This window comes from Desulfitibacter sp. BRH_c19, from assembly GCA_001515945.1.
Taxonomy (GTDB): domain Bacteria; phylum Bacillota; class DSM-16504; order Desulfitibacterales; family Desulfitibacteraceae; genus Desulfitibacter.
Genome location: LOER01000016.1, coordinates 288936 through 313964, shown reverse-complemented (window position 1 = coordinate 313964; position 25029 = coordinate 288936). Strand labels below are relative to the sequence as shown.

Below are 25029 nucleotides of genomic sequence, written 5' to 3'. Positions count from 1 at the left end.
AATAGTGAAAAGTTGGTGGTATTCATTTACTGTGGGGTTATTAACAGTAGCTTTAATCTGGACAGGATACTGGGGATATACGCAAAATGAGCAGAAGAATAACCTTAGAATTTTACAGGAAACTCATTATCAGAGAGCCTTTTATGACCTGACAGGTAGTATGCAGATGGTTGAGAATGTACTCTCAAAGGTACTTGCATCAGGTACCCCCGAATATGAGAAATCACAATTAACTTTAGCGTGGCAACAAGCACATATGGCTCAAAAGGATTTAGCCCAGCTTCCATTAGGGAGAAATGTCTTGGTGCAGACGCAAATGTTTCTAAATCAACTGGGGGATTACTGCTTTACAATGGCCAATGGCTATAGACAAGAGATAATGGCTGAAAATGATAGAGAACAAATGCAGCTTCTTCATAAACAAGCTCTTGAAATAAGTCAACATCTTCAAAACCTACATATTGACATAAGTAGAGACAGATTTCCTTGGAGTAATATTGCTTTGTCAAAGCATAAGGATTGGTCTGACGCAACACGTACTCTTCCAGAGGAAACATTTTCAAATTTAGAGGACCAAATACAAACATTTCCCCAATTGATATATGATGGTCCATTCTCTGAACAGATTATTAATAGAAGCGTTGAGCTAACTGGAGATATAATTACGGAAGATGATGCTAAGAATATTGCTAGAAGTTTTCTTGGTGTTGAAGAGGGTAGGGTTAATTATAAAATAACAGAAAGTGATGAGGATGCTCCTATCCAGGTGTATTCTGTAAGAGTTATACCTACTTATGGAAATATTGGAGATCAAATTGTACTCGATATAACAAAAACAGGGGGTTATATTGCTTGGATGTTGGATAATAGGGGAGTAGGTGGAAGCGACCTTTCTCTTCAGGAGGCACAAGAGCAAGCCGAAAAATTTTTACTGGAAAAAGGGTATGATACCTTTAATGCAACTGGTGTAATCCAAAACTTTAATCAGGCTGTTGTTTCCTTTGGGGAAGTAAAAGAAGGCATCTTGGTATACCCCCATTTATTAAAGGTAAAAGTTGCATTAGATAGCGGAGAGGTTACTGGATTTGAAGCTATTAATTATTTACTAGCCAGGGAAGAGGAAAGAAATTGGCCAGAAGATGCATTATCTGAGACAGAAGCTCAAATAAAACTTCATCCTGATTTTCAAGTTCAAAGACAGCAGAAGGTGGTTATACCCCTACCAACGGGAAAGGAGGCATTCTGTTGGGAATTTAAAGGAAGTTTAGACCAAATGCCTTTTTTGGTGTATATAGATGCAAAAAGTGGTATGGAAGTTAATATTCTACGTTTTATTGAGTCAGAATATGGGTTATTGACAATGTAAGGAGCATCTTTTGATGCTCTTTTTCTCACCCTATGTGGACAAGTTTGGTATAATGAGTATAAGAAAAGGGTGGGATGCAAACGTGAAAGAATCATACGCAAATGTTATAATAAATAATAATCATAGATCATTAGATAAAACATTCCAATATCTAATTCCTGCACACCTAGCAAACAATGTGCTAGAGGGGAGTTTAGTTCTTGTCCCATTTGGTAATACATTAAAATATGGATATGTTGTTGAGTTGTCCCACAAGAAACAACATCCAAAGCTTAAAGAAATTAAAGATGTTCTAAGCCGATCCTTGAGTTTAAATGAGGAAGAAATTAGTCTAGCTAATTGGATGAGTGACTACTACTTAACAACTAGGATAAAAACACTAAAAATGTTTATTCCTGTGGGTGCGTTACCAAACATAATCAAGCAGTTTAAGTTGTTAGAAAAAGCATACATGGATGATTTAAATACTTCTGCTAAAAAATTATATGATATAGTGTATAAAGCCGGTGACAAATGGATCGATAATAATTTGTTCGAGAATGATCGTAAGTCTTATAAAAAAGCATATAAGGAACTATTAGATAAAGGTTATATTATAGAACAGCATATTGTACTGGAAACGCAAAGAAGAAACAACTGGAGAGATCAAAAGGCAATTCTAAATGTGGAGAAGTTGAGGTTAGAGAATCATTGTAGTTTAAGGAAAAGGGCACCAAAACAGTGGGCAATTGTAAAGGCCTTGCAGGAGGGTTTTGATTCATCCATTCAGTCCTTACTTGACATTACAAATGTGGATATAGGTGTTTTAAAAAGATTAATTGAGAAAGATATTATATCAATAGAGAGCTACAAGAATAAAGAAAATTATATGGATAACTCCATTTGTCTTAATAGTGACCAAAAAAAAGCCTATGAGATAGTTGCCAATGACATTGAAAACAAAAGCTACAATCCATATCTTCTCTATGGGATAACAGGAAGTGGAAAAACTGAAGTTTATATGGAAATTATGGAGCATTGTTTAAAAAAAGAACTACAAACCATATTGGTGCTACCAGAAATATTTCTGACACTACAAATAGTAAGTAGACTTCAATCTAGGTTCTCAGATCATATTGTAATCTTACATAGTAAATTAACTCCAAAAGAAAGGTACGAGGCATGGAAGTCTATAAAATTTGGTCAGAAAAAAATAATTGTTGGAGCTCGCTCAGTAGTATTTGCCCCTGTAAAAAAACTAGGAGCTATAATTATAGATGAAGAACATGATACTAGTTATAAACAAGACAATGATCCTAAATATAATGCTAGGGAGGTAGCTTTAAAAAGGGCCATGTGGCATAACTGTCCAGTTGTTTTAGGAAGTGCAACTCCATCCTTGGAAACCTTTCTAGGCACACAAACTGGAAAAATCAAATTGCTTTCTCTTCCAAAGAGGGTAAAAGATTATCAACTCCCAACCGTCCAAGTTATTGACATGAGGGATGAGCTAAGGCAAGGGAATTTAAGCATTTTTAGTAAAAGCCTACAAGAAGAGATCAGCAAAACTCTTGCTAATAAAAAACAAATTATCTTATATTTAAATAGGCGTGGTTTTGCATCTTTTGTACTATGTCGAGATTGCGGGTTTATTTTAAATTGTGTTAACTGTGAAGTTTCACTTACGTATCATCAAACAACACAAAAAATGCTATGTCATTATTGTGGCTTCAGTCAAAGTATTCCCCAGAAATGCCCAGAATGCAACTCTCTTCACTGGAAGCCTTTTGGTCTTGGGACTCAAAAAATAGAGCATGAGTTTAAAACTCTTTATCCACATGTTGATGTGATGAGAATCGATGGTGATATTTCTGATAAAAAGGAAGTTGTGCAGAATTATCTTGATGAATTTGCTAAAGGTAAGACAAATGTATTAATAGGCACACAAATGGTGGCAAAGGGGCTTGATTTTCCTAATGTTACTCTTGTAGGAGTTATTGCTGCAGATACTACACTCAATTTACCGGATTTTAGAAGTAGGGAAAAATCTTTCCAACTATTAACACAAGTCGCAGGTAGAGCAGGTAGGGGTAAATGGGAAGGAAAAGTGGTTATTCAAACATTTAATCCCCACGACATTAGTATAGTACATGCAAAAAATCAAGACTTTACTTCATTTTATAAGGATGAAATCACTTTTAGAAAAGAATATAATTACCCTCCATTTAGTCAAATTATAAGAATAGTTTTTACAGGCAGGACTGAGGATCTGGTTAATGAAGGAGCGAATTTTTTTTATAAATATTTTACCAGAAGCCTACAGCTTAAAAAAAATACTAATTTCCTGCAAATTCTTGGTCCAAATCCTTGTGGTTTGGTTAAAATTAAGGGAGAATATAGATATCAGCTCCTTGTTAAGTATGAAAAGGGAGTTAACCTAAGACCTATAGTTAAGGTTTGTCTTGATGAATTTTACCAGGCTAGCCCCTTCGCTAATAAAGTAAATGTTAGTTTAGACATTAGCCCTAATAATTTCGCATAGGAGGTTGTTTTATTGGCTATATATCAGATTGTAAAAGTGGGAGATAATATTCTTAGAGAAAAAGCTAAGCCAGTTCCGAAAATCAATTCAAGTATTATAAAACTATTGGATAACATGAAAGACACAATGGATGATGCCTTGGGAGTAGGTTTAGCAGCACCTCAGGTTGGTGTGTCGAAACGTGTGATAGTAATTGATATAGGAGAAGGTCTCATAGAATTTATTAATCCAGAAATAACCAGCTCAGAGGGGATTAAAAAAGAAGTAGAAGGTTGTTTAAGTGTTCCAGGAGTAAAAGGAGAGGTCTCTAGAGCTGAAAGAGTTATAGTTACTGGACTCAATAGAAATGGTGATCAGATCGAAATAAAGGCTGAGGGTCTTTTGGCAAGGGCACTTCAGCATGAAATTGATCATTTAGAAGGTGTTCTGTTCATTGATATTGCAAATAATATTGAAGAGATAGATTAGGTGATAAAAATGAAAGTAGTGTTTATGGGTACTCCAGACTTTGCTGTCCCCACACTAAAAAAAATATATAGTTCTGCTTTTAAAATACCCCTTGTTATTACTCAACCAGATAGAAAAAAGGGCAGGGGTAAAAAATTTCAAGAACCTTCTGTAAAAATAGCTGCGCGGGAGCTAGGCTTAACTGTCATGCAACCACATAACATTAGCGAGCAGTCAATAATTGAATTACTTAGGAATATAAATCCCGATGTAATTGTTGTAGCAGCATATGGACAGATTATTCCAAAAGAAATATTGGAGCTACCAAAATATGGTTGTTTAAATGTTCATGCAAGCCTTTTGCCAAAGTACCGAGGTGCAGCCCCAATACACTGGGCTATCATTAATGGAGAAGAAGAAACAGGTGTTACCATAATGCAAATGGATGAAGGTCTCGATACCGGGGATATCTTAGCACGGAAATCTATTAAAATAAATGTTGATGAAACATTAGGAGATATACATGATAAGCTCGCAAACCAAGGAGCAGAATTAATGATACGAGTATTAGATAAATTGCCAGAAGGTATAAACAATCTTCCCCAGGAAAAATCTTTAGCAGTTTATGCCCCGAAAATCGAAAGAAAGATAGAACAAATTAATTGGAAAAAATCTGCTTTTGATATTCATAATCTTATCCGTGGACTAAATCCATGGCCTGGTGCATATACAAAATTATCTAATGAGACTATAAAGGTATGGATGAGTGAAATTGTTAGTTTAAATGATGGTGAAGATAAACCAGGAACCATTTTAAAAATTGATTTAGTTAATGGTATAGAGGTACAAGCTGGCCAAGGAATAGTAAGGCTTCTTGAGTTACAATTACCAGGCAAAAAGAGGTTAAAGGTTAGTGAATTTCTAAAAGGAAAATCCATACAAGAAGGATCAACTTTTACTTATTGAGGTGTTTATAGTGAAATCAAGGAAAAGGGTGTTCATAGGGTTAATATGCTTTAGCTTATTACTGCTGTTTGGAGTATTGATTTTTAGTTGGCATCTATTTTTTAAGAGTACTGATATATATCAGCAAATTGTAGTATTTGCAATTATAGCTATTTTCTGTACCATCCTTATCTTTTTGGGATTTGGTATAGTTGGATTAATTATTGCTCTTTGGAAAGAACAAAACATGCCTCCGCTTTTGCAAAATATAATGCTATTAGCAGTAAATACCCTATTCCCTGTAGCGTTATATATTGGGCGAATTCTTGGTATAGACCAGCAAATCATAAAGAGCTCTTTTATTGAAGTTAATAATCAACTTGTAAAATCTAAAAGATTAACCATAGCACCGGAGAAAATCATGATATTGGCCCCACATTGCATTCAGAATAGTGATTGTCAACATAAAATCACAATTGATTCTACAACTTGCGTTCGTTGTGGAAAATGTCCTGTGGATGATTTACATACAATAGCTGAAAATTATGGAGTAAAATTGGTAGTCGCATCAGGAGGCACATTAGCAAGAAAATTTATCGAACAAAACAGACCAAAAGCTGTAATCGCAATTGCTTGTGAACGGGATCTAACTAGTGGTATAAAAGATAGCAAACCCTTACCTGTATTGGGAATATTAAATATAAGACCAGAGGGACCATGCTTTAATACAAACGTTAGTATGAATGCAGTAGAGGATGCCATAGAATTTTTCCTTTATAACACTACTAGGAGAAGAGTTCCTTTTGAATCTCAAAACCAAAAGCCATTGATCTAGGCTCTTAGATAAGTATTGGTAATTCATTTAAATGATAATTTTAAGTTATATTGACAAAGTGGTATAATATAAATAAGAAGTACATGTATGCTAGCACTATATATAATGACTCAAAAAGAGGTGATTTTAATGTTAATGAATCTTACACTATTACTTTTAATACCTGCTATTATTCTATCTCTTTATGCACAGTTTAAGGTGAAATCAACTTTTAATAAATACCTTAAGGTAGCTTCTGCTAAAGGGGCAAATGGTGCTATGGTAGCACAGAGAATTCTTGGAAATAATGGTATGCATGATGTAAAGGTGGAAATCAGTCCTGGCAAGCTATCTGATCACTATGACCCAAAATCTAAGAAAGTACGTTTGTCACCAGAGGTTTATTCTGGGACTTCACTTGCTTCACTAGGAGTTGCTGCACATGAGGTAGGTCATGCAATTCAGCATAATAATGGCTACTTCCCATTGGAATTAAGGTCAACCTTTGTTCCGGTGGCTCAGATAGGTTCAAGCCTATCATTTCCTATTATTATTTTAGGATTATTTATGGGTAATCCGACATTTTTAAATGCTGGAATATACCTTTTTGCGGCAGTAGTTTTATTTCAGGTAATAACTTTACCAGTTGAGTTTAATGCCAGTAGTAGAGCTATTGGCCAGCTTCAGGCCCATGGTTTTATTGCGCCACAGGAAGTAAAAGGAGTACGAAAGGTACTTCAAGCAGCAGCTCTCACATACGTTGCTGCAGCGATAGCCGCCATTTTGAACCTGGTTAGACTCTTAATTTTATCAAGGATTATGGGTGACGATTAAGTCGAGGAAAAAGGTAGGAGTAGAAAACATGGATAGAGTCAGAGATTCAGCCTTAAAAGCAGTTTATGAGGTTCTAGAAAAGGGTGCTTTTACAAATATTGCAGTAAATAATTTGCTCAAGGAGGCTAATTTTAGTCCCCTTGAGCGTCGTTTTATTACTGAAATAGTGTATGGAACAGTTAAAAATAAGAATTCCATTGAGTGGATAATGAAGATCTTTGTTAGTAAAAAGAAGATAGACCCCTGGATAAATTATATTCTGTTGACTGGTATTTATCAGTTGATATACTTAGATAAGGTTCCTGTATCTGCAGCATGTAATGAATCAGTAAACCTAGCAAAAAAGTATGGAAACCCCGGTAGTGTGAAGTTCGTTAATGGTGTACTTAGAAATATTGCAAGAAATCAAGATGAAATATCATTTCCAGATATTAATGAGGATCCAGTAATGCATATCTCTGTTGTTTATTCCCATCCCCAATGGCTTGTAAGGCGATGGGTAGAGGAATACGGAGTTAAAGATACCATTACTCTATGCAAGCACAATAACTCAAAATCTCCTAATACAATCAGGGTAAATACATTAAAGGTTGATATTGAGGATCTTAAGGAGAACCTCTTAAATAAGGATATTAGCGTAAAGAAAACTCTCTATGCTCCAGAGGGTCTAGAGATAGAGAAGTTTGAACAAATAGATAAAATTGAGTCTTTTATACAGGGATTATTCATTATGCAGGATGAGGCATCCATGTTAGTAGCCAGGTGTTTAAGCCCAGCAGTTGGGTCTACTGTTGTTGATGCATGTGCAGCTCCTGGTTCAAAAACTACTCATTTAGCTCAATTGACAGAAGACAAGAGCAATATTTTGGCATTTGATATCCACAGTCATAAGCTTAAGCTTATTGAACAAAACGCTAGAAGACTAGGTGTTATGTCTATACAGGTTCAAAAGCAAGAAGCTCAGAGGCTTGGCGATTTATATGAAAGACAAATTGATTACCTGCTACTTGATGTTCCTTGCTCGGGACTTGGTGTTTTACGAAGACGAGCTGATTTACGGTGGAAAAAAAATCAGCAGCAGATTAAAGAGCTAGCAAAGCTTCAGTCTGAAATAATAGAAGGAGCATCGCGCTGTTTAAAGCTAGGAGGAACATTGGTATATAGTACATGTACTATGGCCCATGAAGAAAATCATGATGTAGTTAACATGTTTTTAAAGAAAAACAAGAACTATCGTTTTGATAGCCTTCTTCCATATATACCTACCAGATTAGCTCTTGACCCAGACTTGTCTTATACTGCAGAAAAAGGTTTTATGCAAATTTTACCCCAAAGACATAATATGGATGGATTTTTTATTTCACGAATAATAAGGGAGTCTTAACCAAGGCTCCCTTTGCTGATACTTTCCTACTATTATGGTAAATACTAGTACTAGAGGTGTAAAGATGAAGGATATTTTAAATTATACAAAAGAAGAGCTGGCGGACATGCTTCAAGAAGCTGGTTTTCCTTCGTACAGAGGCAAACAAATTTATGAATGGTTGTATACTAAATTAATTGATAAACCTGATGAAATGAACAACCTACCCCTTGCTTTAAGGTTATGGCTTAAGAACAATTTCAACTGTAAATTTCCGGTTATTATTAAGGAACAAATTTCTAAGATAGATGGTACTACAAAGTTTTTATTGCAGCTTAAAGATAAAAAAACAGTTGAAACCGTTTTAATGTTTCATGGGGGAAAAAATTCGAGAAAAAGGAAGACTCTTTGTATATCTTCTCAAATAGGATGTCCAATAGGTTGTGTCTTTTGTGCCACAGGTAAAATGGGTCTAGACCGAAACCTAACTACAGGAGAGGTTATTGGGCAGATTCTTACGGTAATTCAGAGACATGGAGATATTGACAATATAGTTTATATGGGAATGGGAGAACCATTATTAAACTATGATAGTGTTATAAAATCTATTAGAATAATTATAGATGAACCAGGTTTAAATATTAGTGTCCGTAAAATAACTATTTCTACTTGTGGGTTAGTACCTGAAATAAAAAAACTAGCAGAAGAAGCAATACCTTTAACACTTGCGATTTCTCTACATGCTTCAAATAATGAATTGAGAAATGTATTGGTACCTATAAATAGAAAGTATCCAATAGAGGACCTATTAGACTCTGTCAAGTTTTTTATTGACAAAACTAACAGAAAGGTAACTTTCGAGTATATTTTAGCAAAAGATTTAAATGATAGCATCTACCACGCAAAGCAATTGGCTGAATTATTAAGGAGTTTACTTTGCAATATTAATATTATACCTGCTAATCCTGTGGAAGGAACAGAAATGAGAAAGCCTAATGCTAAAACTGTAAACAATTTTTGTCATATATTACAGTCCAAAGGGATAGAAACTGTAGTGCGTAGTGAAAAGGGGTCAGATATTGACGCGGCTTGTGGTCAGTTAATGGCTAAGACAAATCTGAAATGATCAAAAAGAGGATAATGGTTCAATTAAGCGAAGTTATATACTTATTCTTGGATTATACATTAGTTTAAGTTAACATTGGTGGTGTTAAAATTAATGGAAGCAGCAGGTTTATCAAAAAAAGGATTAAGACAGGAAAATCAGGATTCTTTTTTAATTGATCAACAAAACAGAATCTATATTGTCGCAGATGGAATGGGAGGACATAATGCTGGACAGCTTGCAAGTACCATTGCCATTAATAGTGCTGATAAAATCTTTAAGAAACATAATGAAATAAATACTGATAAAAGTCAACTCATTGTAAAGGCAATGAATGCAGCTAACAAAGATATTATTAACCATGCTAGTGTTAATCCTGAAACAGTAGGTATGGGAACTACTATGACTTTTATGCACTTAGATGATAAAGCAGTTGCTTATATTGGACACATTGGAGATAGTAGAGCATATTTAATTAATGCAAAGGGGATTGTTCAGTTAACAGATGATCATTCTTATGTTGGTGAATTGCTGCGAAATGGTGGCATTACAGAAGAAGACGCTCTTAATCACCCTCAGCGAAATCTCCTTATGAGAGCAATAGGGGTGGCTACAGAGGTTGAAATTGATATACTGACACACCAAATTCACGCTAATGATATAATTCTTTTATGTACTGATGGGCTATTTAATGTCTTAAGTAACAATGATATAAGGCATATAGTATTGCAAAACTCGGTTAAAGATGCTGTTGAGGTATTAATTAATACTGCTTTATTAAGCGGTGGAAGTGATAATGTTACAGTAGTTTTAGTTAAGTGCATTTAAATAGTATGTGTTTGTAAACAAAAGATTCGGGGAAAGTCCTGCCTTCCTGTTCAGGGGTAAGATTTTGAAGGTTTATTCTGACTTCTGAATTCTGACTTCTGGCTTCACAATAGCAGGTGTGTCCCCATACCTTAATGAAATTTGAGGTGACCTAATATGGTTGATAGAGTGTTAGGAAATCGCTATAAGTTATTAAATAAACTTGGCGGCGGCGGTATGGCAGAGGTGTATAAGGGTCTAGATACACTCTTGGATCGTCAGGTTACAATTAAAATATTACGTGAACAGTATGCTAGTGATGAAGAATTTGCAAAAAGATTTAGAAGAGAAGCTCAAGCTGTAGCGCGTCTCTCTCATCCTAATATTGTTAGCATATATGATGTTGGGATTGAACAAAACACCCAATATTTAGTAATGGAATATGTTGAAGGAGTAAATCTAAAGGAATATATCTCTGAACATGGACCTCTAAAGCAGGATAAATTAATAGATATAGGAATGCAGATTTGTGATGCATTAGACCATGCCCATAGCAATAAAATAATCCATAGAGATATCAAGCCGCATAATATCTTATTAACAAATTTTGGTAAAGTAAAAGTAACTGATTTTGGAATAGCAAGGGCAGTAACTGAAGCTACTGTTACTTATAATGGTGGTTTCATGGGTTCAGTCCATTATCTCTCACCTGAACAAGCTAAGGGAGATATAACTGATTATAAGTCTGATTTATATTCAGCTGGTGTTGTTCTGTATGAGATGGCAACAGGACATATACCTCATGAAGGGGAAAGTCCTATTACCGTTGCCTTAAAGCATATTCAAGATTCTCCTAAGAGACCTACTGAGATAAATCCTGATGTCAGCCGGCAATTAGAGTTTGTTATTTTAAAAGCCATGGAAAGGGACAAGGATAAAAGATTTTCTAGTGCAGGAGAAATGAAATCTTATTTAGAGAGATTAGATAGCAGTACTCCATTTATAGTTGGTGAACGAAATAATACCTCCCACTCTGGAAAAAACAAAAAAAAGTTAAAGCCTTTTGGATGGGTACTAATTGGTCTACTTATAGTAGGACTGTTAATTGGTGGCTTCTTTTTAGCCCAGGAGATTATACGAGTAGAAGAAGTAAGGGTGCCGGATGTGATAGGTAAGAGCTTAGAAGAAGCTGGCAGGACACTTGAACAAGAAGGACTTAGGGTAGAGATTGGAAGTGAGAGGTTTCACTCTAACATTCCCAAAAACCATGTTATAGACCAAAACCCGAGACCAGAAAACGCAGTAAGAAAAGGTAGATTTGTAAGGCTTGATATTAGTCTAGGACAAAGACAGGTAGAAGTGCCGAATGTTATAGGAGAAACCTTAAGGGCAGCTAGGATAAAGATTGAAAATCTAGACTTACTTGTAGATGAAGAAATTGAAGAAGTGTTTAGTGAAGAACACCCTGAAGGACGAGTTGTGGGACAGAATCCTCTAGCTGGTGTTATGCAGGACGTAGGATCAGAGATTTCATTGGTTGTAAGTAAGGGGGCAAAGCTTGAAAATATTAAGATGCCCGACCTTAGAGGGCTAGCCCTAGCAGAGGCAGAAAATATTTTAAGAGAGAAAAGACTTGATCTAGGAATAATGTCATATGAGGATAGTGATAAATATTTTACCGGTCAAGTTGTGAGCCAGGATATTTCTCCAGGTGCTACAATTCTTCAAAGAAGTACGGTTAACCTTGTTGTTAGCAGGGGTCCAGGACCAAAACCTCAATCAGCAACTGTTACGATGTCTGTTGTAGACGATGGACAAGAACATCTCATAAAAATTGTAGTAGAAGATCAAAAAGGTATACGAGAAGAATATTTAAAACGACATCAACCAGGTGATCATATTAGAACAGCGGTTCCGTTTTATGGAGAAGGTGTTGTAAAGATATATCAAGATAATGTCCTTATTCATGAAAGACCGGTACCGTCATAGGAGGAGATTTGTTCTGGAAGGAATTGTGTTAAGCAGATATAGTAGTTTTTACTATGTACAATACGATAATAAAATATGGGAATGTAGACTTCGTGGAAAGCACAGATTAAAGAAAATAGATGTAATTGCTGGGGATAAGGTTATTTTTACAAAAGTAAACGAAAATGAGGGTGTTATAGAACAAATACAACCAAGGGTTACCGAACTTTATAGACCAGCCATAGCAAATGTAAGTCAATTATTGATTGTGGTGTCTTTAAAAGCACCTCGACCTAACTGGGTGCTATTAGATAGGCTTTTAGTTTTAGGGGCTCATTCTAACTTGAGGTCACTTATTGCTTTTAATAAATTAGATTTAGCAGACGATGATACTGTTTCTCTTGCCAATGAATACAAAAAAATTGGATATACAGTTTTCTTTACAAGTGTAAAAACAGAAGACGGATTAGATGGCTTAGAATCACATTTAAATGATGAGATAACAGTTCTTGCAGGACTATCTGGGGTTGGAAAGTCAAGTTTGATTAATGTTTTAGACCCAGAGCTAGCCTTAAAAATTGGTGCAGTAAGTACTAAGGTGGAAATTGGTAAACATACCACTCGATATGTTCAGTTACTACCATTGAGCTGTGGAGGTTTGGTGGCAGATACCCCTGGGTTTAATAGATTACATCTGCCATTAGACTTAAAAAGAGAGGAACTCAGATTTTTGTTTCCTGAAATGGAAAGAATTCAAAGGGCTTGTAAATTTTCTTCTTGTCTCCATAAGGCAGAGCCTGGTTGTAAAATTAAAGAAAGTGTAGAAGAAGGGAACATTGCAAAGTGGCGATATGATAATTATTTAACATTTTTAGAGGAAATCATTACTCAAGAAAGGAGCTACTGATGAAAAACGTAATGGTAGCACCATCTATCTTATCTGCAGATTTTTCAATGTTGAAAAATCAAGTAGAACTAGTGGAAAAGGCTAATGCAGATTGGCTTCATTTAGATATAATGGATGGTCATTTTGTACCGAATATTACCTTTGGACCATCCTTGATTAGTAGTTTACGAAAGCATTCATCCTTATTTTTCGACAGTCATCTAATGATAGAACAACCAGATAAATACATTAAAGACTTTGCGGAAGTAGGGTCAGATCTAATTACAGTCCATGTTGAAACAACTAAGCATTTACATCGGCTAATACAAAGCATAAAGGACTATGGTATAAAAGCTGGAGTAGCCCTTAATCCAGCCACTCCTTTAGAAACAGTACAATATGTATTAGGGGAAGTAGACCTTATTCTAGTAATGTCTGTTAACCCTGGTTTTGGAGGACAAAAGTTTATTGAAAATTCACTTGAAAAAATAAGAACCCTCTCAGCATGGAAGAAAAAAGGTGGTTACGCTTTTAACATCCAAGTTGATGGTGGAATTTCTGATAAAAATGCTCAAGTAATATTAGAGGCTGGTGCTGATGTTTTGGTTGCTGGATCATATATTTTCAATTCCCAAAACATATCGGAAGCTGTACAGAGTCTAAAATCTAATTGTGCCAGATAATTCTTTATGTTATACTTGTTTGAGAGTTAGTAATAAGCACTCCTTCGGGGCAGGGTGAGATTCCCTACCGGCGGTATAGTCCGTGAACCAATTAAGTTTGGTTGATCCGGTGAAATTCCGGTACCGACAGTTATAGTCTGGATGGGAGAAGGGGCTTTATATGTGTTTTTGTTATATATAAAAGCCTATCCCTTGAGATAGGCTTTTAATTATCCCGCAATAGGGGGCGATTTATTGGATAAATTTTATATGGAAAGAGCTTTGAAACTAGCTGCCAAAGGAAAAGGTTTTGTATCACCTAATCCAATGGTAGGGGCAGTACTTGTAAATAATGACCAAATAGTAGGAGAGGGTTTCCATCAAAAAGCTGGAGGCCCGCATGCTGAGGTTCATTGCCTGCAATCAGCAGGGGAATTAGCTAGAAATGGCACTTTATATGTCAATTTAGAGCCTTGTTCACACCATGGCAGGACCCCTCCTTGTACTGAAGCCATTCTGCGTTCTGGGATATCCAAAGTAGTAATTGCAATGCACGATCCTAATCCTCTGGTTTCTGGAAGAGGAATAAAACAATTGCAAGGAAATGGTCTTGAAATTGTTACTGGTGTTTTGGAAGATGAAGCTAAAATCTTAAATGAAGTGTTTATAAAATATATTACAAGCAAAAAACCATTTGTTGCTATCAAAGTGGCGGGCAGCCTTGATGGCAAAATAGCAACTAAAGCAGGAGATTCAAAATGGATTACAGGACCGGTAGCTAGGGAATATGTACATCAATTAAGAAATGAGTATGATTCTATTTTGGTTGGTATTAATACTGTTTTAACTGATAATCCATCTTTAAACTGCAGGTTAGAATGTGCTAAAACGGATCCCATTAGGATTGTACTAGATTCAAGTTTAAAGATTCCGTTAGACTCAAAAATAATAGATTCATCCTCTTCAGCCCATTTGATTGTTTTCACATTAGCAGATGACCAAGAAAAAATAAGTTTTCTTGAAGAAAAAGGTGTAGAGGTTATTCGTCAAACAGGGGAAACTAAATTAAGTATAAATTTTGTGATGTCTAAATTAGCAGAAAAGGAAATTAGTAGTGTTTTAGTTGAAGGTGGATCTGAAACAATTTGGTCATTTTTCCAAGAAGGCTTTGTAGATAAGTATTATATGTTTATAGCTCCAAAGATTATTGGGGGAAGAGAAGCAGTATCCATAGTTGGTGGAGAAGGAATTGAAACAATGGATACTGTCATTAAAATGAAGTGGAAAGAATGTAGATTTCTTGGTAATGATTTGTTGGTAACTTGTTATAGGGAGTTGTTTTAGATGTTCACAGGTTTAATTGAAGATTTAGGAACTTTGCAGGATTTAGAAAAGGGTACTAAATCAGCAAAATTAACTATTATTACGAAAATAAATTTGAAAGACGTTTCAATTGGTGACAGTATAGCTGTAAATGGAGTATGCTTGACAGTTGTTAAAAAAGGAGTTGATAGATTTACTGTGGAGGTAATGTGGGAAACTCTTCAAAAAACAAATTTAAAAGATTCACTTCCAGGGTATCCTGTCAATCTTGAAAGGGCACTACGACTAAATGGGAGACTTGATGGACATCTTGTAACCGGCCACGTGGATGGTATTGGTACAATAGTTAGGAAAACTGTATTTGAGATAGCAGAGGTAATAGAAATTGAAACAGATAAGGCAATTCTAAAATATCTTATCAAAAAAGGTTCCATAAGCATAGATGGTATTAGCTTAACAATAGTAGATGTAAATGATAAGAGTTTTAGTGTCTCTTTAATACCCCATTCAAGGGAAAAGACCACCTTAGGCTTAAAAAAAATTGGTGATTCAGTCAACTTAGAAGTAGATATGTTAGCAAAATATATTGAAAGATTATTAAATAATAGCCACAATCAAAGTAATGGTGTTACTTATGAAAAATTGTTTGAAAATGGATTTATCTAGGAGGAAATTAAAATGGCATTTAAATTTAATACGATAGAAGAAGCAATTGAAGATATAAAAAGCGGTAAAATGGTGATTGTTGTTGATGATGAAGACAGGGAGAATGAAGGCGACCTTGTTATGGCTGCAGAATGTGTTACGCCTGAAGCAGTTAATTTCATGGCTTCAAATGGAAAAGGTCTAGTATGTATGCCCATTATTGGCCAAAGACTTGATGAGTTAGATGTTCAACCAATGGTACATCATAATACTGATGCTCATGAAACCGCATTTACCGTTTCTGTAGATGCCTGGGATACTACTACTGGTATTTCAGCATATGAAAGAGCACTAACCATTAAGAAATTACTTGCGGATAACACGCAACCAAAGGATTTACGCAAACCTGGACATATCTTTCCATTAAGATATAGGGAAGGGGGAGTCTTAAGGCGGGCAGGGCATACTGAGGCATCTGTAGACTTAGCTAGACTTGCTGGACTATATCCAGCAGCTATAATTTGTGAAATAATGAGTGACGATGGAACAATGGCAAGGGTTCCCCAGTTAATAGAATTTGCTAAGAAGTATGATTTAAAAATAGTTACAATTGCTAATTTAATTAATTATAGAAGAATGACTGAGAAATTAATCAAGAAGGAAGTTACCACTAAACTGCCAACTAAATACGGTGAATATGTGGTTTCAGTATACGAAGATGTCTTTGCAAAGGGCTCTCACCTAGCACTAGTAAAAGGTGATGTAAAAGGTGATGAACCTATATTAGTTAGGGTTCATTCTGAATGTCTGACAGGTGATGTTTTTGGGTCAAGCAGGTGTGACTGTGGTGATCAGCTTGCTACAGCAATGAAAATGATCGAAAAGGAAGGGAAAGGTGTACTTTTATATATGAGACAAGAGGGCCGTGGTATAGGCTTAACCAATAAGTTAAGGGCATATAAATTGCAAGATGAAGGTAAGGATACAGTAGAAGCAAATGAGCTTTTAGGTTTTCCCGCAGATTTAAGGGACTATGGGATTGGAGCCCAAATATTAGCCGATGTTGGGATAAAGAAGATTAGGCTTCTTACAAACAATCCTAGGAAGATTGCCGGTTTGGAGGGTTATGGATTGCAGGTGGTTGAAAGAGTCCCGCTGGAAATCACACCTTGCCCATCAAATTTAAAGTATCTTACAACCAAAAAGCAGAAGCTAGGTCATTTATTACATGATATATCAAAGTGAACTCGTTCAGCCAAAGCTGAACTTCGGGGAATCAGATGGAGACTCTACTCCACCTGATTTAGCCAAATTGGGAACATTCTTGGTTCTACTCACAGGTGTCACCTTTCCTTATTTAGAAGTAGGGGGTCTTAACCCACATAGAATATTTTGGATAAATATTACAGGAGGTTTTAATTAAATGGGAAAAATGTTTGAAGGAAAATTATTGGCTGAAGAACTAAAGTTTGGAATAGTAATTTCTCGTTTTAATGAATTTATTACAAATAAACTTTTATCAGGAGCTATGGATTGCCTCATAAGACATGGTGCTAAAAATGACAATATTGATGTTGCCTGGGTTCCAGGAGCCTTTGAAATACCTCTAGTTGCTCAAAAAATGGCTGAAAAAGACTATGATGGTGTTATCTGCCTAGGCGCTGTTATCAGAGGGGCAACGCCACATTTCAATTATGTGTCTAGTGAAGTAACCAAGGGGGTTGCAGTAGTTGGTCTTAATGCTAGTAAACCTGTTATTTATGGAGTGATCACAGCTGATACAATAGAACAGGCTATTGAGAGGGCAGGTACTAAGGCGGGTAACAAGGGCTGGGAAGCTGCTCTTAGTGCAATAGAAATGGCTAATCTAATCAAAAACATAGGTTAACATACAATTATCCGAACTTGAGTTATACTAAAAAAAGGTTGAGAGATTTTTCTCTCAACCTACTTTTATTTACGAAAATACCATAATTGGCTAGATAGCTCTTTGAATCTTACCGGAACGCATGCAACGAGTACATACATCAATTCTTTTTGTAGTGCCTTTAACAACGACTTTTACCTTTTGAATGTTGGGTTTCCACTGTTTTTTTGTTTTAATGTTAGAGTGGCTAACCTTATGACCGGTGGAAACACCTTTTCCACAAACTGAACACTTGGCCATGTTGAACACCTCCTTAAACTGGTTTACCTTATTGTATAGTACTTCCATAAAATACAGATTAGTTAATAAAAAACAACCTTCCAGCATTTTATCAAAAAATGCTATAGTTTACAAGTTTTTATGCAGTTTTAAAATTAAAATATATTTAATTAAGAAGGGTATTGGTATTTATTGTGGAAATATTGTAAAATAAAAATCATATGTATATTTTATTAAAAGTACTTTCTAAGGCAATTTACTTAATAACAAAGTAAACTAATGATAGAAATAAGTATATATTTATTTCTACCATTAGTATTGGATAGTAAATGTGTAGTTACTAAAGAGTATTAACTTTAAGGGGGTTAATTATGAGTCTTCAGTTAAATACCGACAAAGGTAAAATAGAGATCTCTACAGATGTGATCTCTAGTATTGCCAGTAGAGCAGCCCTTGAATGTTATGGATTAGCTGGCATTCCATCAATAAAAATTAGTGAAGGAATATCAGATTTAATCAAAAGAGAATCTCGTAAGGGCATTAGGGTTGAAGTAGTTGATGGAAATCGACTGATTTTAGAAGTAAACATTATTGTAATGTATGGTACCAAAATATCTGAAGTGGCACATAATGTAATGGAAAAAGTTCATTATACAGTTGAGGATTTTACTGGAGCCAAAGTAGAAAAGGTTAACATTAAAGTGCATGGAGTAAAGGTATTGGAATAGGGGGTAAAAATATTGCAACATATCTATTTAATTGATGGAGAAATGCTAAAAGATGGTATGAAGGCTGGGTTTGCCAATTTAATTAAATATAAAGAGCATATAAACTATTTAAATGTGTTTCCTGTTCCAGATGGTGATACAGGTACTAATATGTTTTTAACAGTTTCTAGTGCTGTAAAGGAAATGGAATCTGTAGATAGTGATGAAGTTGGACCTTTGGTGCAAGCTATGGCTAAAGGTGCACTAATGGGTGCAAGGGGCAACTCTGGTGTCATTTTGTCCCAATTATTTCGAGGATTTGCTGGACAATTAAAAAACAATAAAGTGATTGATTATAAAGATTTCACCAATGCATCGGAAAAAGCGGTAAAGATGGCTTATAAGGCGGTACTAAAGCCAGTAGAAGGAACTATTCTAACAGTAGCTAAAGCTGTTGCACAAGGAATCAAGGATGCTAGTTATTCTACTAAGGAAATACCCACATTATTGAACAAGGGTATTACAGCAGGTGAAAAGGCACTAGAAAAAACACCGGAAATGTTACCGGTACTTGCCAAGGCTGGTGTTGTAGATGCTGGAGGTAAGGGGCTACTTGTAATTCTTCAAGGTATTGCAAATTACCTTGATGGTAAGGATATAGAAGATATTAAACTGGAGATAATTAATGAACCTGCAACTAATCTTGCAGTAGAAGATATTGGAGATTATATTTATTGTACAGAATGTGTTATAAAAGGTCAGAAACTAGATGAGAAAGAAGTTCTTGAAGAAATTAAATCATTAGGTGATAGTACTATCGTAGTAGGTGATAATAATCTGCTTAAAGTCCATATACATTCCAACAATCCTGGAAAAATCCTAGAGATTGGCTTAAAATATGGATCATTACATGATTTAAAAATAGAAAATATGATGGATCAGAGTAGACAGCTTACTAACCATGGAAATATTGATGACGAAACTAAGGAAATAGGTGTGGTTGCTGTGGTAGCTGGAGAAGGCTTAAAAAAGATTCTCGAAAGTATGGGTGCTGATATAGTTATTGAAGGTGGCCAAACTATGAATCCTAGTACTGAAGATTTACTTAGTGCAATAAATGGTATTAATGCTAGTAATATTCTAATATTACCAAATAACAGCAACATCATAATGGCAGCCCAGCAAGCAGCAGAATTAACAGAAAAAGCGGTAATGGTTGTTCCTACAAAAAATTTTCCTCAAGGAATGTCTGCTATGCTTGGTTATGATAGCGGTGAGGATCTAGAAACAAATTATAATAATATGATGGAACATTTTAAGAACATTTTGACAGGCGAAATAACATATGCCATTCGCAACACAGTTTTTGGAGATATTGAAATTACTCAAGGAGATATACTGGCAATACTAGAAGGAAATATTATCCATACAGGAAAAGGTATTAGAGATGTAACCATGCAATTACTTACTACTATGGTTGAAAATGAAGAAGCAGAGTTAATTACTGTGTTTTATGGAAAGGATCTAGATGAAGAAGAAGCTAAAACCCTTCAGCAGGAATTTAATAAAAAATATCCTAATGTTGAATTTGAACTGTACCAAGGAGGGCAACCGCTATATCATTATATTATTTCTGCGGAGTAGATTATTATGTATAATTTATCTAAAATTTCAATCGATACCCTCAAAGGTGTAGGTAAAGTTAAAAAAAGAATTTTAAACAATATGGGAATAAGTTCTGTGGCAGATTTACTTTTTCATTTTCCTAGAAAATATGAAGATAGGACTAATTTAAAGAAATTTCATGAATTATTACCAGGATCAGTAGAGACTACCAAAGGCTATGTTGTTAAAAGTGAGGTCTCTAGGCCAAGGCCGAGATTTAATATATTAAAGGTAGTTATTTTTGATGGTGCATCCTATTTGACAGTTAATTGGTTTAATCAGGGAGACTATTTAAAAGATAAAATCAAGGTAGAAAATGAAATAATAGTTACAGGTAAAGTTAGAAGTAATTTTGGCAAACTAGAAATGTCGGTTTATGACTATGAACTAGTTGATGGTAATGAAAATTTAAATTCTGGCGGAATTATACCTTTTTATCCATCCTCAGAAGGATTAAACCAGAGATTTATTAGAGGTCTTATCAGATATTGTTTGGATAATTATCTAAATGATTTACCTGAAATCCTGCCGGATGAGCTAATTGAAAATATAAATATATCTCCAATCCAGTGGTGTATATATAAGATGCATTTTCCGGATAAAGTAAAAGAACAAGAAATAGCAAGAAAATACTTGGCATATAGAGAATTTGCTTTTTATCAATTTGGAGTATTAACCAGGAGAAAAAGCCCCACAAAAAAGGGGAAGGTTATTAGAGATTTATATTCAATACACAATTATCTTGAAGAGCTACCCTTTAAGCTAACAGGAGCTCAAAGGAGAGTATGGGAAGATATTAAGAATGACTTGAAAAGCTCTAAACCCATGGCAAGACTATTACAAGGTGATGTTGGTAGTGGGAAAACGGTTATTGCTGCACTATCTCTTATTGGATGTTGCAGTAGTGGTTATCAAGGAGCCTTAATGGCCCCCACAGAGGTTTTAGCAAGACAGCATTACTTGGACCTTCACGAATCCATGGAAAAATTGAATATAAGCGTTGCCTTGCTAACAGGAAGTATATCTCAAACAGAAAAGAAAAAAGTCCTTGAAGAAATATCATCTGGGAAAAAGGATCTTATTATTGGAACTCACGCTATTTTTCAAGAAAACGTTAAGTACAATAACCTTGGATTGGTAGTTATTGATGAACAACATAGATTTGGAGTTAACCAACGACTGAAGCTACAGGAAAAAGGAGAAGCTCCAAATGTATTAGTTATGACTGCAACTCCAATTCCAAGAACTCTTGCTTTAACATTATACGGGGATTTGGATGTTTCAATTATAGATGAAAAACCGTTAGGAAGAGGTATGATAATTACAAAATATGTTTCTGAGCAGAATAGGAAAAAACTATATGAATTTGTAAAAAAACAAATACAGTTGGGAAGGCAGGTATTTGTTATCTGCCCACTTATTGAAGAAAGCGAAAAGCTTGATATTGAAAATGCTGTTAGAATGGAAAAGGTATTCAAGGAAGTATTTGCATCCTACTCAGTAAGGTTGGTTCACAGTAGAATTCCTCATCATGATAAGGAAGAAATAATGGGTGAATTTAGAGAAGGAACTTTAGATATTTTGATAAGTACTACAGTTGTGGAAGTGGGTATTAATGTTCCAAATGCAAATGTAATGATTATAGAAAGTGTGGAAAGGTTTGGGCTATCTCAGCTACACCAATTAAGGGGACGAATAAGCAGAAGTAAAAATGAGTCCTACTGTTTCTTGCTAGGTAAAATAACCGGTCAAGATGCCAAATATCGTACTAAAGTGATGTGTGAAACTAATGATGGTTTTAAGATTGCGGAAATGGATTTAAAGCTTAGAGGACCCGGTGAGATATTTGGTACACGACAGCATGGAATACCAGAATTTAAAGTAGCAGATATTGTATCGGATGGAAGAATTTTAGAGGCTTCCACCAAGCATGTTAAAAAATTTATTGATAATAATCCAGAATTAGCTCAAGAATTATCTACTAAAAATACAAGATTTATGAATATCGACTTCACTAAAATATATGGATAAGAGCCTTTCCTTTCTAGATAAGGGAAGGTTTTTTTCTTTATTAGCATGTAAAAGGATATAACAATCGAGGCAAATACTTACAGTTCATGTCCAGTATAAATCCAATTTAGAGAGTTATACTAAAAATACTAAAGGATAAGGAGGTGACAATAAAATTGCCTAACAACAATAACAATAAACTTTTGGTACCTCAAGCTAGAGCAGCTATGGAACAGTTCAAATTTGAAACTGCTCAAGAACTAGGAATTCAAATCCCACAAGGTGGATATATGGGAGACCTTCCTTCAAGAGTTAATGGTTCTATTGGTGGATTAATGGTTAAAAAGATGATTCAGTCTTATCAGCAGCAGCATGCTGGTCAGCAGTAGTTTAAAGTAATAAAACAATCAAGTTTCTTCTTAGGAGGTGACATTAATGCCAAAAGGTGGAGGTTCTAGATCAAATAAGCTATTGGTACCTCAAGCCAGAGCAGCAATGGAACAATTCAAGTTTGAAACTGCACAAGAACTAGGAATTCAGATCCCACAAGGTGGATATATGGGAGACCTTCCTTCAAGAGTTAACGGTTCTATTGGAGGCTTAATGGTTAAGAAAATGATTCAACAATATGAACAACAAAATTCTCAAAGATCTTAATTGAGCTTGTTATATATGGAGCAGGTTAATTAACCTGCTCCATTAAGTTTAGTTCATCCATTAATTGGGGACATTCATCAACTTCCTCTTTCATTATCAGTGATAATAAATATTTCCTTCTTCAGGACCAATAGCTAGATGTAATGCCTGATTTAATCCAGATGCAATGATTTTGGCTGTTGTTTCAATTAGCTCATCTATTTCTTTTGGAGTTACGGTTAAATTACCATGGAAAGGCTCAAGGACTGATTGAATTGCATCTTGGATAATAGTGTCATTCAGAAGGGTTTTTTGGATAGGCTGATTATTTTCTAAATAATATAAACTACTTGATACAACAACGGCAGCGTGTACTACTGTTGGGATGCCAATAGCAATAACAGGTACACCTAAGGAATCCTTTGTAATTGCCATTCTTTGGTTGCCAATACCAGAACCTGGATTGATTCCCGTATCAGCAATTTGTATTGTAGATGTAATACGATTTAAATTCATAGCAGCTAGCGCATCTACTGCTATTACAAGAGCGGGCTGTACCTTTTCCACAACACCCTTTACAATTTCAGCAGTTTCTATACCGGTAATGCCAAGAACACCTGGAGATAATGCAGAAACTGGTCTTAGTCCACCTTGGACATTCTGAGGTGTGTATTTATGAAGATGTCTAGTGACAAGAACCTTACTTGCTACCTTGGGACCTAGCGCGTCAGGGGTGGCATCCCAGTTTCCAAGGCCAATAATCAAGACAGGGTCATTTTCGCCAATTCCAATATTTTTCAATAAGCCTTCCAATTCTCTTCCGAAAACATCTGCAATCTCCTGGTGTACCTCAGGATTATTTTCTCTGAGTCCATTAGAGTCTATGGTAAGATAATTTCCAGGCTGTTTTCCCATTTGCTTTGCACCGTTTTCGTCAAGTATTTGGATTTTTGTGATGGTACCATTGGCAAATTTATCTACTTTTTCTATTACTCCTTGTATCTCCGCATTAGCATCTCCCCTTAATAAACTATGTGCTTCAACGGCTAAATCTAAATTAATACCAAGATTTTTAATTAGATCTAAAGTTAATGTCAAAATGTTACCTCCTATTAGTTTATAAAAATATAATTCCCCCAAGTTGAGGATTATATTACCTTTATGATATACTTTACTTGAAAGGGAGGTAAAAAATATGCTAGTAAAGTGCATTCTTTGTGGTCAAAAACAGGAAATCAGTAAAATACATAAGGATTACCAAAGACTTGCTAGTAATCCCAATGGCCCGTATACTTGTTTTAAATGTAACAACAATGTTAAAATTAGTGCAAGCAAAGAGATAAAAACAAATAAAAAGTTACTATAACTATTTATAAGGAGTAGTATATTATTATATAAGAATGAGGGTCTCCTAGAGACCCTCATTCTTTGGGAGAGGAGAAACCGGAGGAAGAGCTTATGGGGGAGGGTTATTTACTAATAACCACTAAGCTCTTCAGTAAAATGCTTTACCAGTAAATATTATGAACTGTTACGATGTAAAATATACATACAGAGACCAATTAAAAACCAATTATTATCCTATTGTAAAAATTACCATGAAATTGCTAAAAATATGTTATAATGGGGTGTATATGTGAGAATAATTTCAGGAACTGCAAAGGGGAGGCGTATCTTTGCTCCCAAAGGTATAAAAATCAGACCTACATCAGATAGAGTCAAGGAAGCAATATTTAATACAATAGCTCCTCTGGTTAATAAAAGTGATTTTCTAGATTTGTTTGCCGGTACTGGAAACATTGGGATAGAGGCATTAAGTAGAGGTGCAAATAAATGTACTTTTGTTGATCAATCTCCCCAGGCTATTAAGTTTATAAAAACAAATTTAGCTAATCTCGCCTTTGAAGATAGAAGTATGATAATTAAAGGTGAGGCTAGAAAAGTGGCTGATAGGTTAGGGGATAATTACGATATTATTTTCTTAGATCCGCCCTATGGATGTGATTTAGTAATACCCGTTCTGAAAAATTTAAATCTATTGCTAAAAGAAGCAGGAATTGTGGTTGTTGAAACAGAACATAAAATAGAACTGCCGTCACATTGTGACAACTTTCGATTAGTTAAAGTATCTAAATATGGTGACACCCAAGTTGGTTATTATGGATTTTAACTGACTGAA

Annotated in this window: 25 protein-coding genes and 1 other annotated feature; of the genes, 23 read left to right on the top strand and 2 right to left on the bottom strand. The window is 35.2% G+C overall.

Annotation, left to right across the window (positions count from 1 at the left end):
* Positions 1-4: 4 nt before the first annotated feature.
* From APF76_05250 to ribH, 17 genes are all read left to right on the top strand, one after another.
* Complete coding sequence (locus APF76_05250) at positions 5-1366, top strand: hypothetical protein (protein ID KUO52441.1); 1362 nt, start codon at positions 5-7, stop codon at positions 1364-1366.
* Positions 1367-1379: 13 nt separating this feature from the next.
* Positions 1380-3887: a hypothetical protein gene (locus APF76_05245; GenBank protein ID KUO52440.1), complete on the top strand. Its 2508-nt coding sequence runs from the start codon at positions 1380-1382 to the stop codon at positions 3885-3887.
* 12 nt (positions 3888-3899) lie between these two features.
* Entirely contained in the window at positions 3900-4355 is a 456-nt protein-coding gene (locus APF76_05240; protein ID KUO52439.1) for a peptide deformylase, read from the top strand.
* 9 nt (positions 4356-4364) lie between these two features.
* Positions 4365-5300, top strand: a complete 936-nt coding sequence (locus APF76_05235; protein KUO52553.1) for a hypothetical protein — start codon at positions 4365-4367, stop codon at positions 5298-5300.
* A 10-nt stretch (positions 5301-5310) separates the two neighbouring features.
* A complete protein-coding gene (locus tag APF76_05230) occupies positions 5311-6114 on the top strand; it encodes a hypothetical protein (GenBank protein ID KUO52438.1) in 804 nt (267 codons plus the stop codon).
* Between the two features lie 129 nt (positions 6115-6243).
* Entirely contained in the window at positions 6244-6927 is a 684-nt protein-coding gene (locus APF76_05225; protein KUO52437.1) for a peptidase, read from the top strand.
* A gap of 28 nt (positions 6928-6955) precedes the next feature.
* Positions 6956-8311 (top strand): hypothetical protein, encoded by a 1356-nt coding sequence (locus APF76_05220; protein KUO52436.1) that lies wholly within the window; start codon positions 6956-6958, stop codon positions 8309-8311.
* A 64-nt stretch (positions 8312-8375) separates the two neighbouring features.
* Positions 8376-9416, top strand: coding sequence for a hypothetical protein (locus APF76_05215; protein ID KUO52435.1), 1041 nt, complete (start codon positions 8376-8378; stop codon positions 9414-9416).
* 93 nt (positions 9417-9509) lie between these two features.
* The gene (locus APF76_05210; protein KUO52434.1) at positions 9510-10223 is read left to right on the top strand and encodes a hypothetical protein; all 714 of its coding nucleotides are present in this window, start codon (positions 9510-9512) and stop codon (positions 10221-10223) included.
* Positions 10224-10379: 156 nt separating this feature from the next.
* Positions 10380-12191: a hypothetical protein gene (locus tag APF76_05205; GenBank protein ID KUO52433.1), complete on the top strand. Its 1812-nt coding sequence runs from the start codon at positions 10380-10382 to the stop codon at positions 12189-12191.
* Positions 12192-12216: 25 nt separating this feature from the next.
* Complete coding sequence (locus APF76_05200; protein KUO52432.1) at positions 12217-13077, top strand: hypothetical protein; 861 nt, start codon at positions 12217-12219, stop codon at positions 13075-13077.
* Positions 13077-13739 (top strand): ribulose phosphate epimerase, encoded by a 663-nt coding sequence (locus tag APF76_05195; protein KUO52431.1) that lies wholly within the window; start codon positions 13077-13079, stop codon positions 13737-13739. The genes APF76_05200 and APF76_05195 overlap by 1 nt, the downstream gene beginning before the upstream one ends.
* Before the next feature lie 36 nt (positions 13740-13775).
* Positions 13776-13896, top strand: a binding site (FMN riboswitch).
* A 92-nt stretch (positions 13897-13988) separates the two neighbouring features.
* Entirely contained in the window at positions 13989-15062 is a 1074-nt protein-coding gene (locus APF76_05190; protein ID KUO52552.1) for a bifunctional diaminohydroxyphosphoribosylaminopyrimidine deaminase/5-amino-6-(5-phosphoribosylamino)uracil reductase, read from the top strand.
* Positions 15063-15707: a riboflavin synthase subunit alpha gene (locus APF76_05185; protein ID KUO52430.1), complete on the top strand. Its 645-nt coding sequence runs from the start codon at positions 15063-15065 to the stop codon at positions 15705-15707.
* Positions 15708-15719: 12 nt separating this feature from the next.
* Positions 15720-16931, top strand: coding sequence for a 3,4-dihydroxy-2-butanone 4-phosphate synthase (locus tag APF76_05180; protein KUO52429.1), 1212 nt, complete (start codon positions 15720-15722; stop codon positions 16929-16931).
* Complete coding sequence (locus tag APF76_05175; GenBank protein KUO52428.1) at positions 16915-17109, top strand: hypothetical protein; 195 nt, start codon at positions 16915-16917, stop codon at positions 17107-17109. Before APF76_05180 ends, APF76_05175 begins: the two co-directional genes overlap by 17 nt.
* Complete coding sequence (gene ribH / locus APF76_05170) at positions 17110-17574, top strand: 6,7-dimethyl-8-ribityllumazine synthase (GenBank protein KUO52427.1); 465 nt, start codon at positions 17110-17112, stop codon at positions 17572-17574. It abuts the gene before it with no gap.
* A 90-nt stretch (positions 17575-17664) separates the two neighbouring features.
* On the opposite strand, the gene APF76_05165 is transcribed toward ribH, so the two are convergent.
* A complete protein-coding gene (locus APF76_05165; protein ID KUO52426.1) occupies positions 17665-17853 on the bottom strand; it encodes a 50S ribosomal protein L28 in 189 nt (62 codons plus the stop codon).
* A 350-nt stretch (positions 17854-18203) separates the two neighbouring features.
* Here APF76_05165 and APF76_05160 point away from each other — a divergent pair, with 350 nt between their 5' ends.
* The 5 genes from APF76_05160 to APF76_05140 all read left to right on the top strand — a co-directional run bounded on the left by APF76_05160 (position 18204) and on the right by APF76_05140 (position 22871).
* Positions 18204-18560, top strand: a complete 357-nt coding sequence (locus APF76_05160) for a hypothetical protein (GenBank protein KUO52425.1) — start codon at positions 18204-18206, stop codon at positions 18558-18560.
* Between the two features lie 12 nt (positions 18561-18572).
* On the top strand, positions 18573-20183 hold the full coding sequence (locus tag APF76_05155) for a hypothetical protein (protein KUO52424.1): 1611 nt from the start codon (positions 18573-18575) through the stop codon (positions 20181-20183).
* 6 nt (positions 20184-20189) lie between these two features.
* Positions 20190-22235, top strand: a complete 2046-nt coding sequence (locus APF76_05150) for a hypothetical protein (protein ID KUO52423.1) — start codon at positions 20190-20192, stop codon at positions 22233-22235.
* 155 nt (positions 22236-22390) lie between these two features.
* Positions 22391-22603, top strand: a complete 213-nt coding sequence (locus APF76_05145) for a spore protein (protein KUO52422.1) — start codon at positions 22391-22393, stop codon at positions 22601-22603.
* 46 nt (positions 22604-22649) lie between these two features.
* Positions 22650-22871 carry a spore protein gene (locus tag APF76_05140; protein KUO52421.1) on the top strand — a complete coding sequence of 74 codons (222 nt, stop codon included), beginning with the start codon at positions 22650-22652 and terminating at the stop codon, positions 22869-22871.
* A gap of 96 nt (positions 22872-22967) precedes the next feature.
* Here the strand turns inward: APF76_05140 and APF76_05135 are convergent, their stop codons facing one another.
* The gene (locus APF76_05135) at positions 22968-23948 is read right to left on the bottom strand and encodes a hypothetical protein (protein ID KUO52420.1); all 981 of its coding nucleotides are present in this window, start codon (positions 23946-23948) and stop codon (positions 22968-22970) included.
* Positions 23949-24486: 538 nt separating this feature from the next.
* Between APF76_05135 and APF76_05130 the strand changes: the two genes are divergently transcribed.
* Positions 24487-25020 (top strand): hypothetical protein, encoded by a 534-nt coding sequence (locus tag APF76_05130; protein ID KUO52419.1) that lies wholly within the window; start codon positions 24487-24489, stop codon positions 25018-25020.
* Positions 25021-25029 lie beyond the last annotated feature (9 nt).

What these genes read in the sequence shown, in the direction of transcription:
- APF76_05225 (KUO52437.1), top strand. Translation starts at nt 6,244, where the DNA reads ATGTTAATGAATCTTACACTATTACTTTTAATACCTGCTATTATTCTA.
- ribH (KUO52427.1), top strand. Translation starts at nt 17,110, where the DNA reads ATGGGAAAAATGTTTGAAGGAAAATTATTGGCTGAAGAACTAAAGTTT.
- APF76_05140 (KUO52421.1), top strand. Translation starts at nt 22,650, where the DNA reads ATGCCAAAAGGTGGAGGTTCTAGATCAAATAAGCTATTGGTACCTCAA.
- APF76_05175 (KUO52428.1), top strand. Translation starts at nt 16,915, where the DNA reads ATGATATATCAAAGTGAACTCGTTCAGCCAAAGCTGAACTTCGGGGAA.
- APF76_05180 (KUO52429.1), top strand. Translation starts at nt 15,720, where the DNA reads ATGGCATTTAAATTTAATACGATAGAAGAAGCAATTGAAGATATAAAA.
- APF76_05210 (KUO52434.1), top strand. Translation starts at nt 9,510, where the DNA reads ATGGAAGCAGCAGGTTTATCAAAAAAAGGATTAAGACAGGAAAATCAG.
- APF76_05165 (KUO52426.1), bottom strand. Translation starts at nt 17,853, where the DNA reads ATGGCCAAGTGTTCAGTTTGTGGAAAAGGTGTTTCCACCGGTCATAAG.
- APF76_05160 (KUO52425.1), top strand. Translation starts at nt 18,204, where the DNA reads ATGAGTCTTCAGTTAAATACCGACAAAGGTAAAATAGAGATCTCTACA.
- APF76_05190 (KUO52552.1), top strand. Translation starts at nt 13,989, where the DNA reads ATGGAAAGAGCTTTGAAACTAGCTGCCAAAGGAAAAGGTTTTGTATCA.
- APF76_05185 (KUO52430.1), top strand. Translation starts at nt 15,063, where the DNA reads ATGTTCACAGGTTTAATTGAAGATTTAGGAACTTTGCAGGATTTAGAA.
- APF76_05205 (KUO52433.1), top strand. Translation starts at nt 10,380, where the DNA reads ATGGTTGATAGAGTGTTAGGAAATCGCTATAAGTTATTAAATAAACTT.
- APF76_05235 (KUO52553.1), top strand. Translation starts at nt 4,365, where the DNA reads ATGAAAGTAGTGTTTATGGGTACTCCAGACTTTGCTGTCCCCACACTA.
- APF76_05245 (KUO52440.1), top strand. Translation starts at nt 1,380, where the DNA reads ATGCTCTTTTTCTCACCCTATGTGGACAAGTTTGGTATAATGAGTATA.
- APF76_05150 (KUO52423.1), top strand. Translation starts at nt 20,190, where the DNA reads ATGTATAATTTATCTAAAATTTCAATCGATACCCTCAAAGGTGTAGGT.
- APF76_05195 (KUO52431.1), top strand. Translation starts at nt 13,077, where the DNA reads ATGAAAAACGTAATGGTAGCACCATCTATCTTATCTGCAGATTTTTCA.
- APF76_05215 (KUO52435.1), top strand. Translation starts at nt 8,376, where the DNA reads ATGAAGGATATTTTAAATTATACAAAAGAAGAGCTGGCGGACATGCTT.
- APF76_05220 (KUO52436.1), top strand. Translation starts at nt 6,956, where the DNA reads ATGGATAGAGTCAGAGATTCAGCCTTAAAAGCAGTTTATGAGGTTCTA.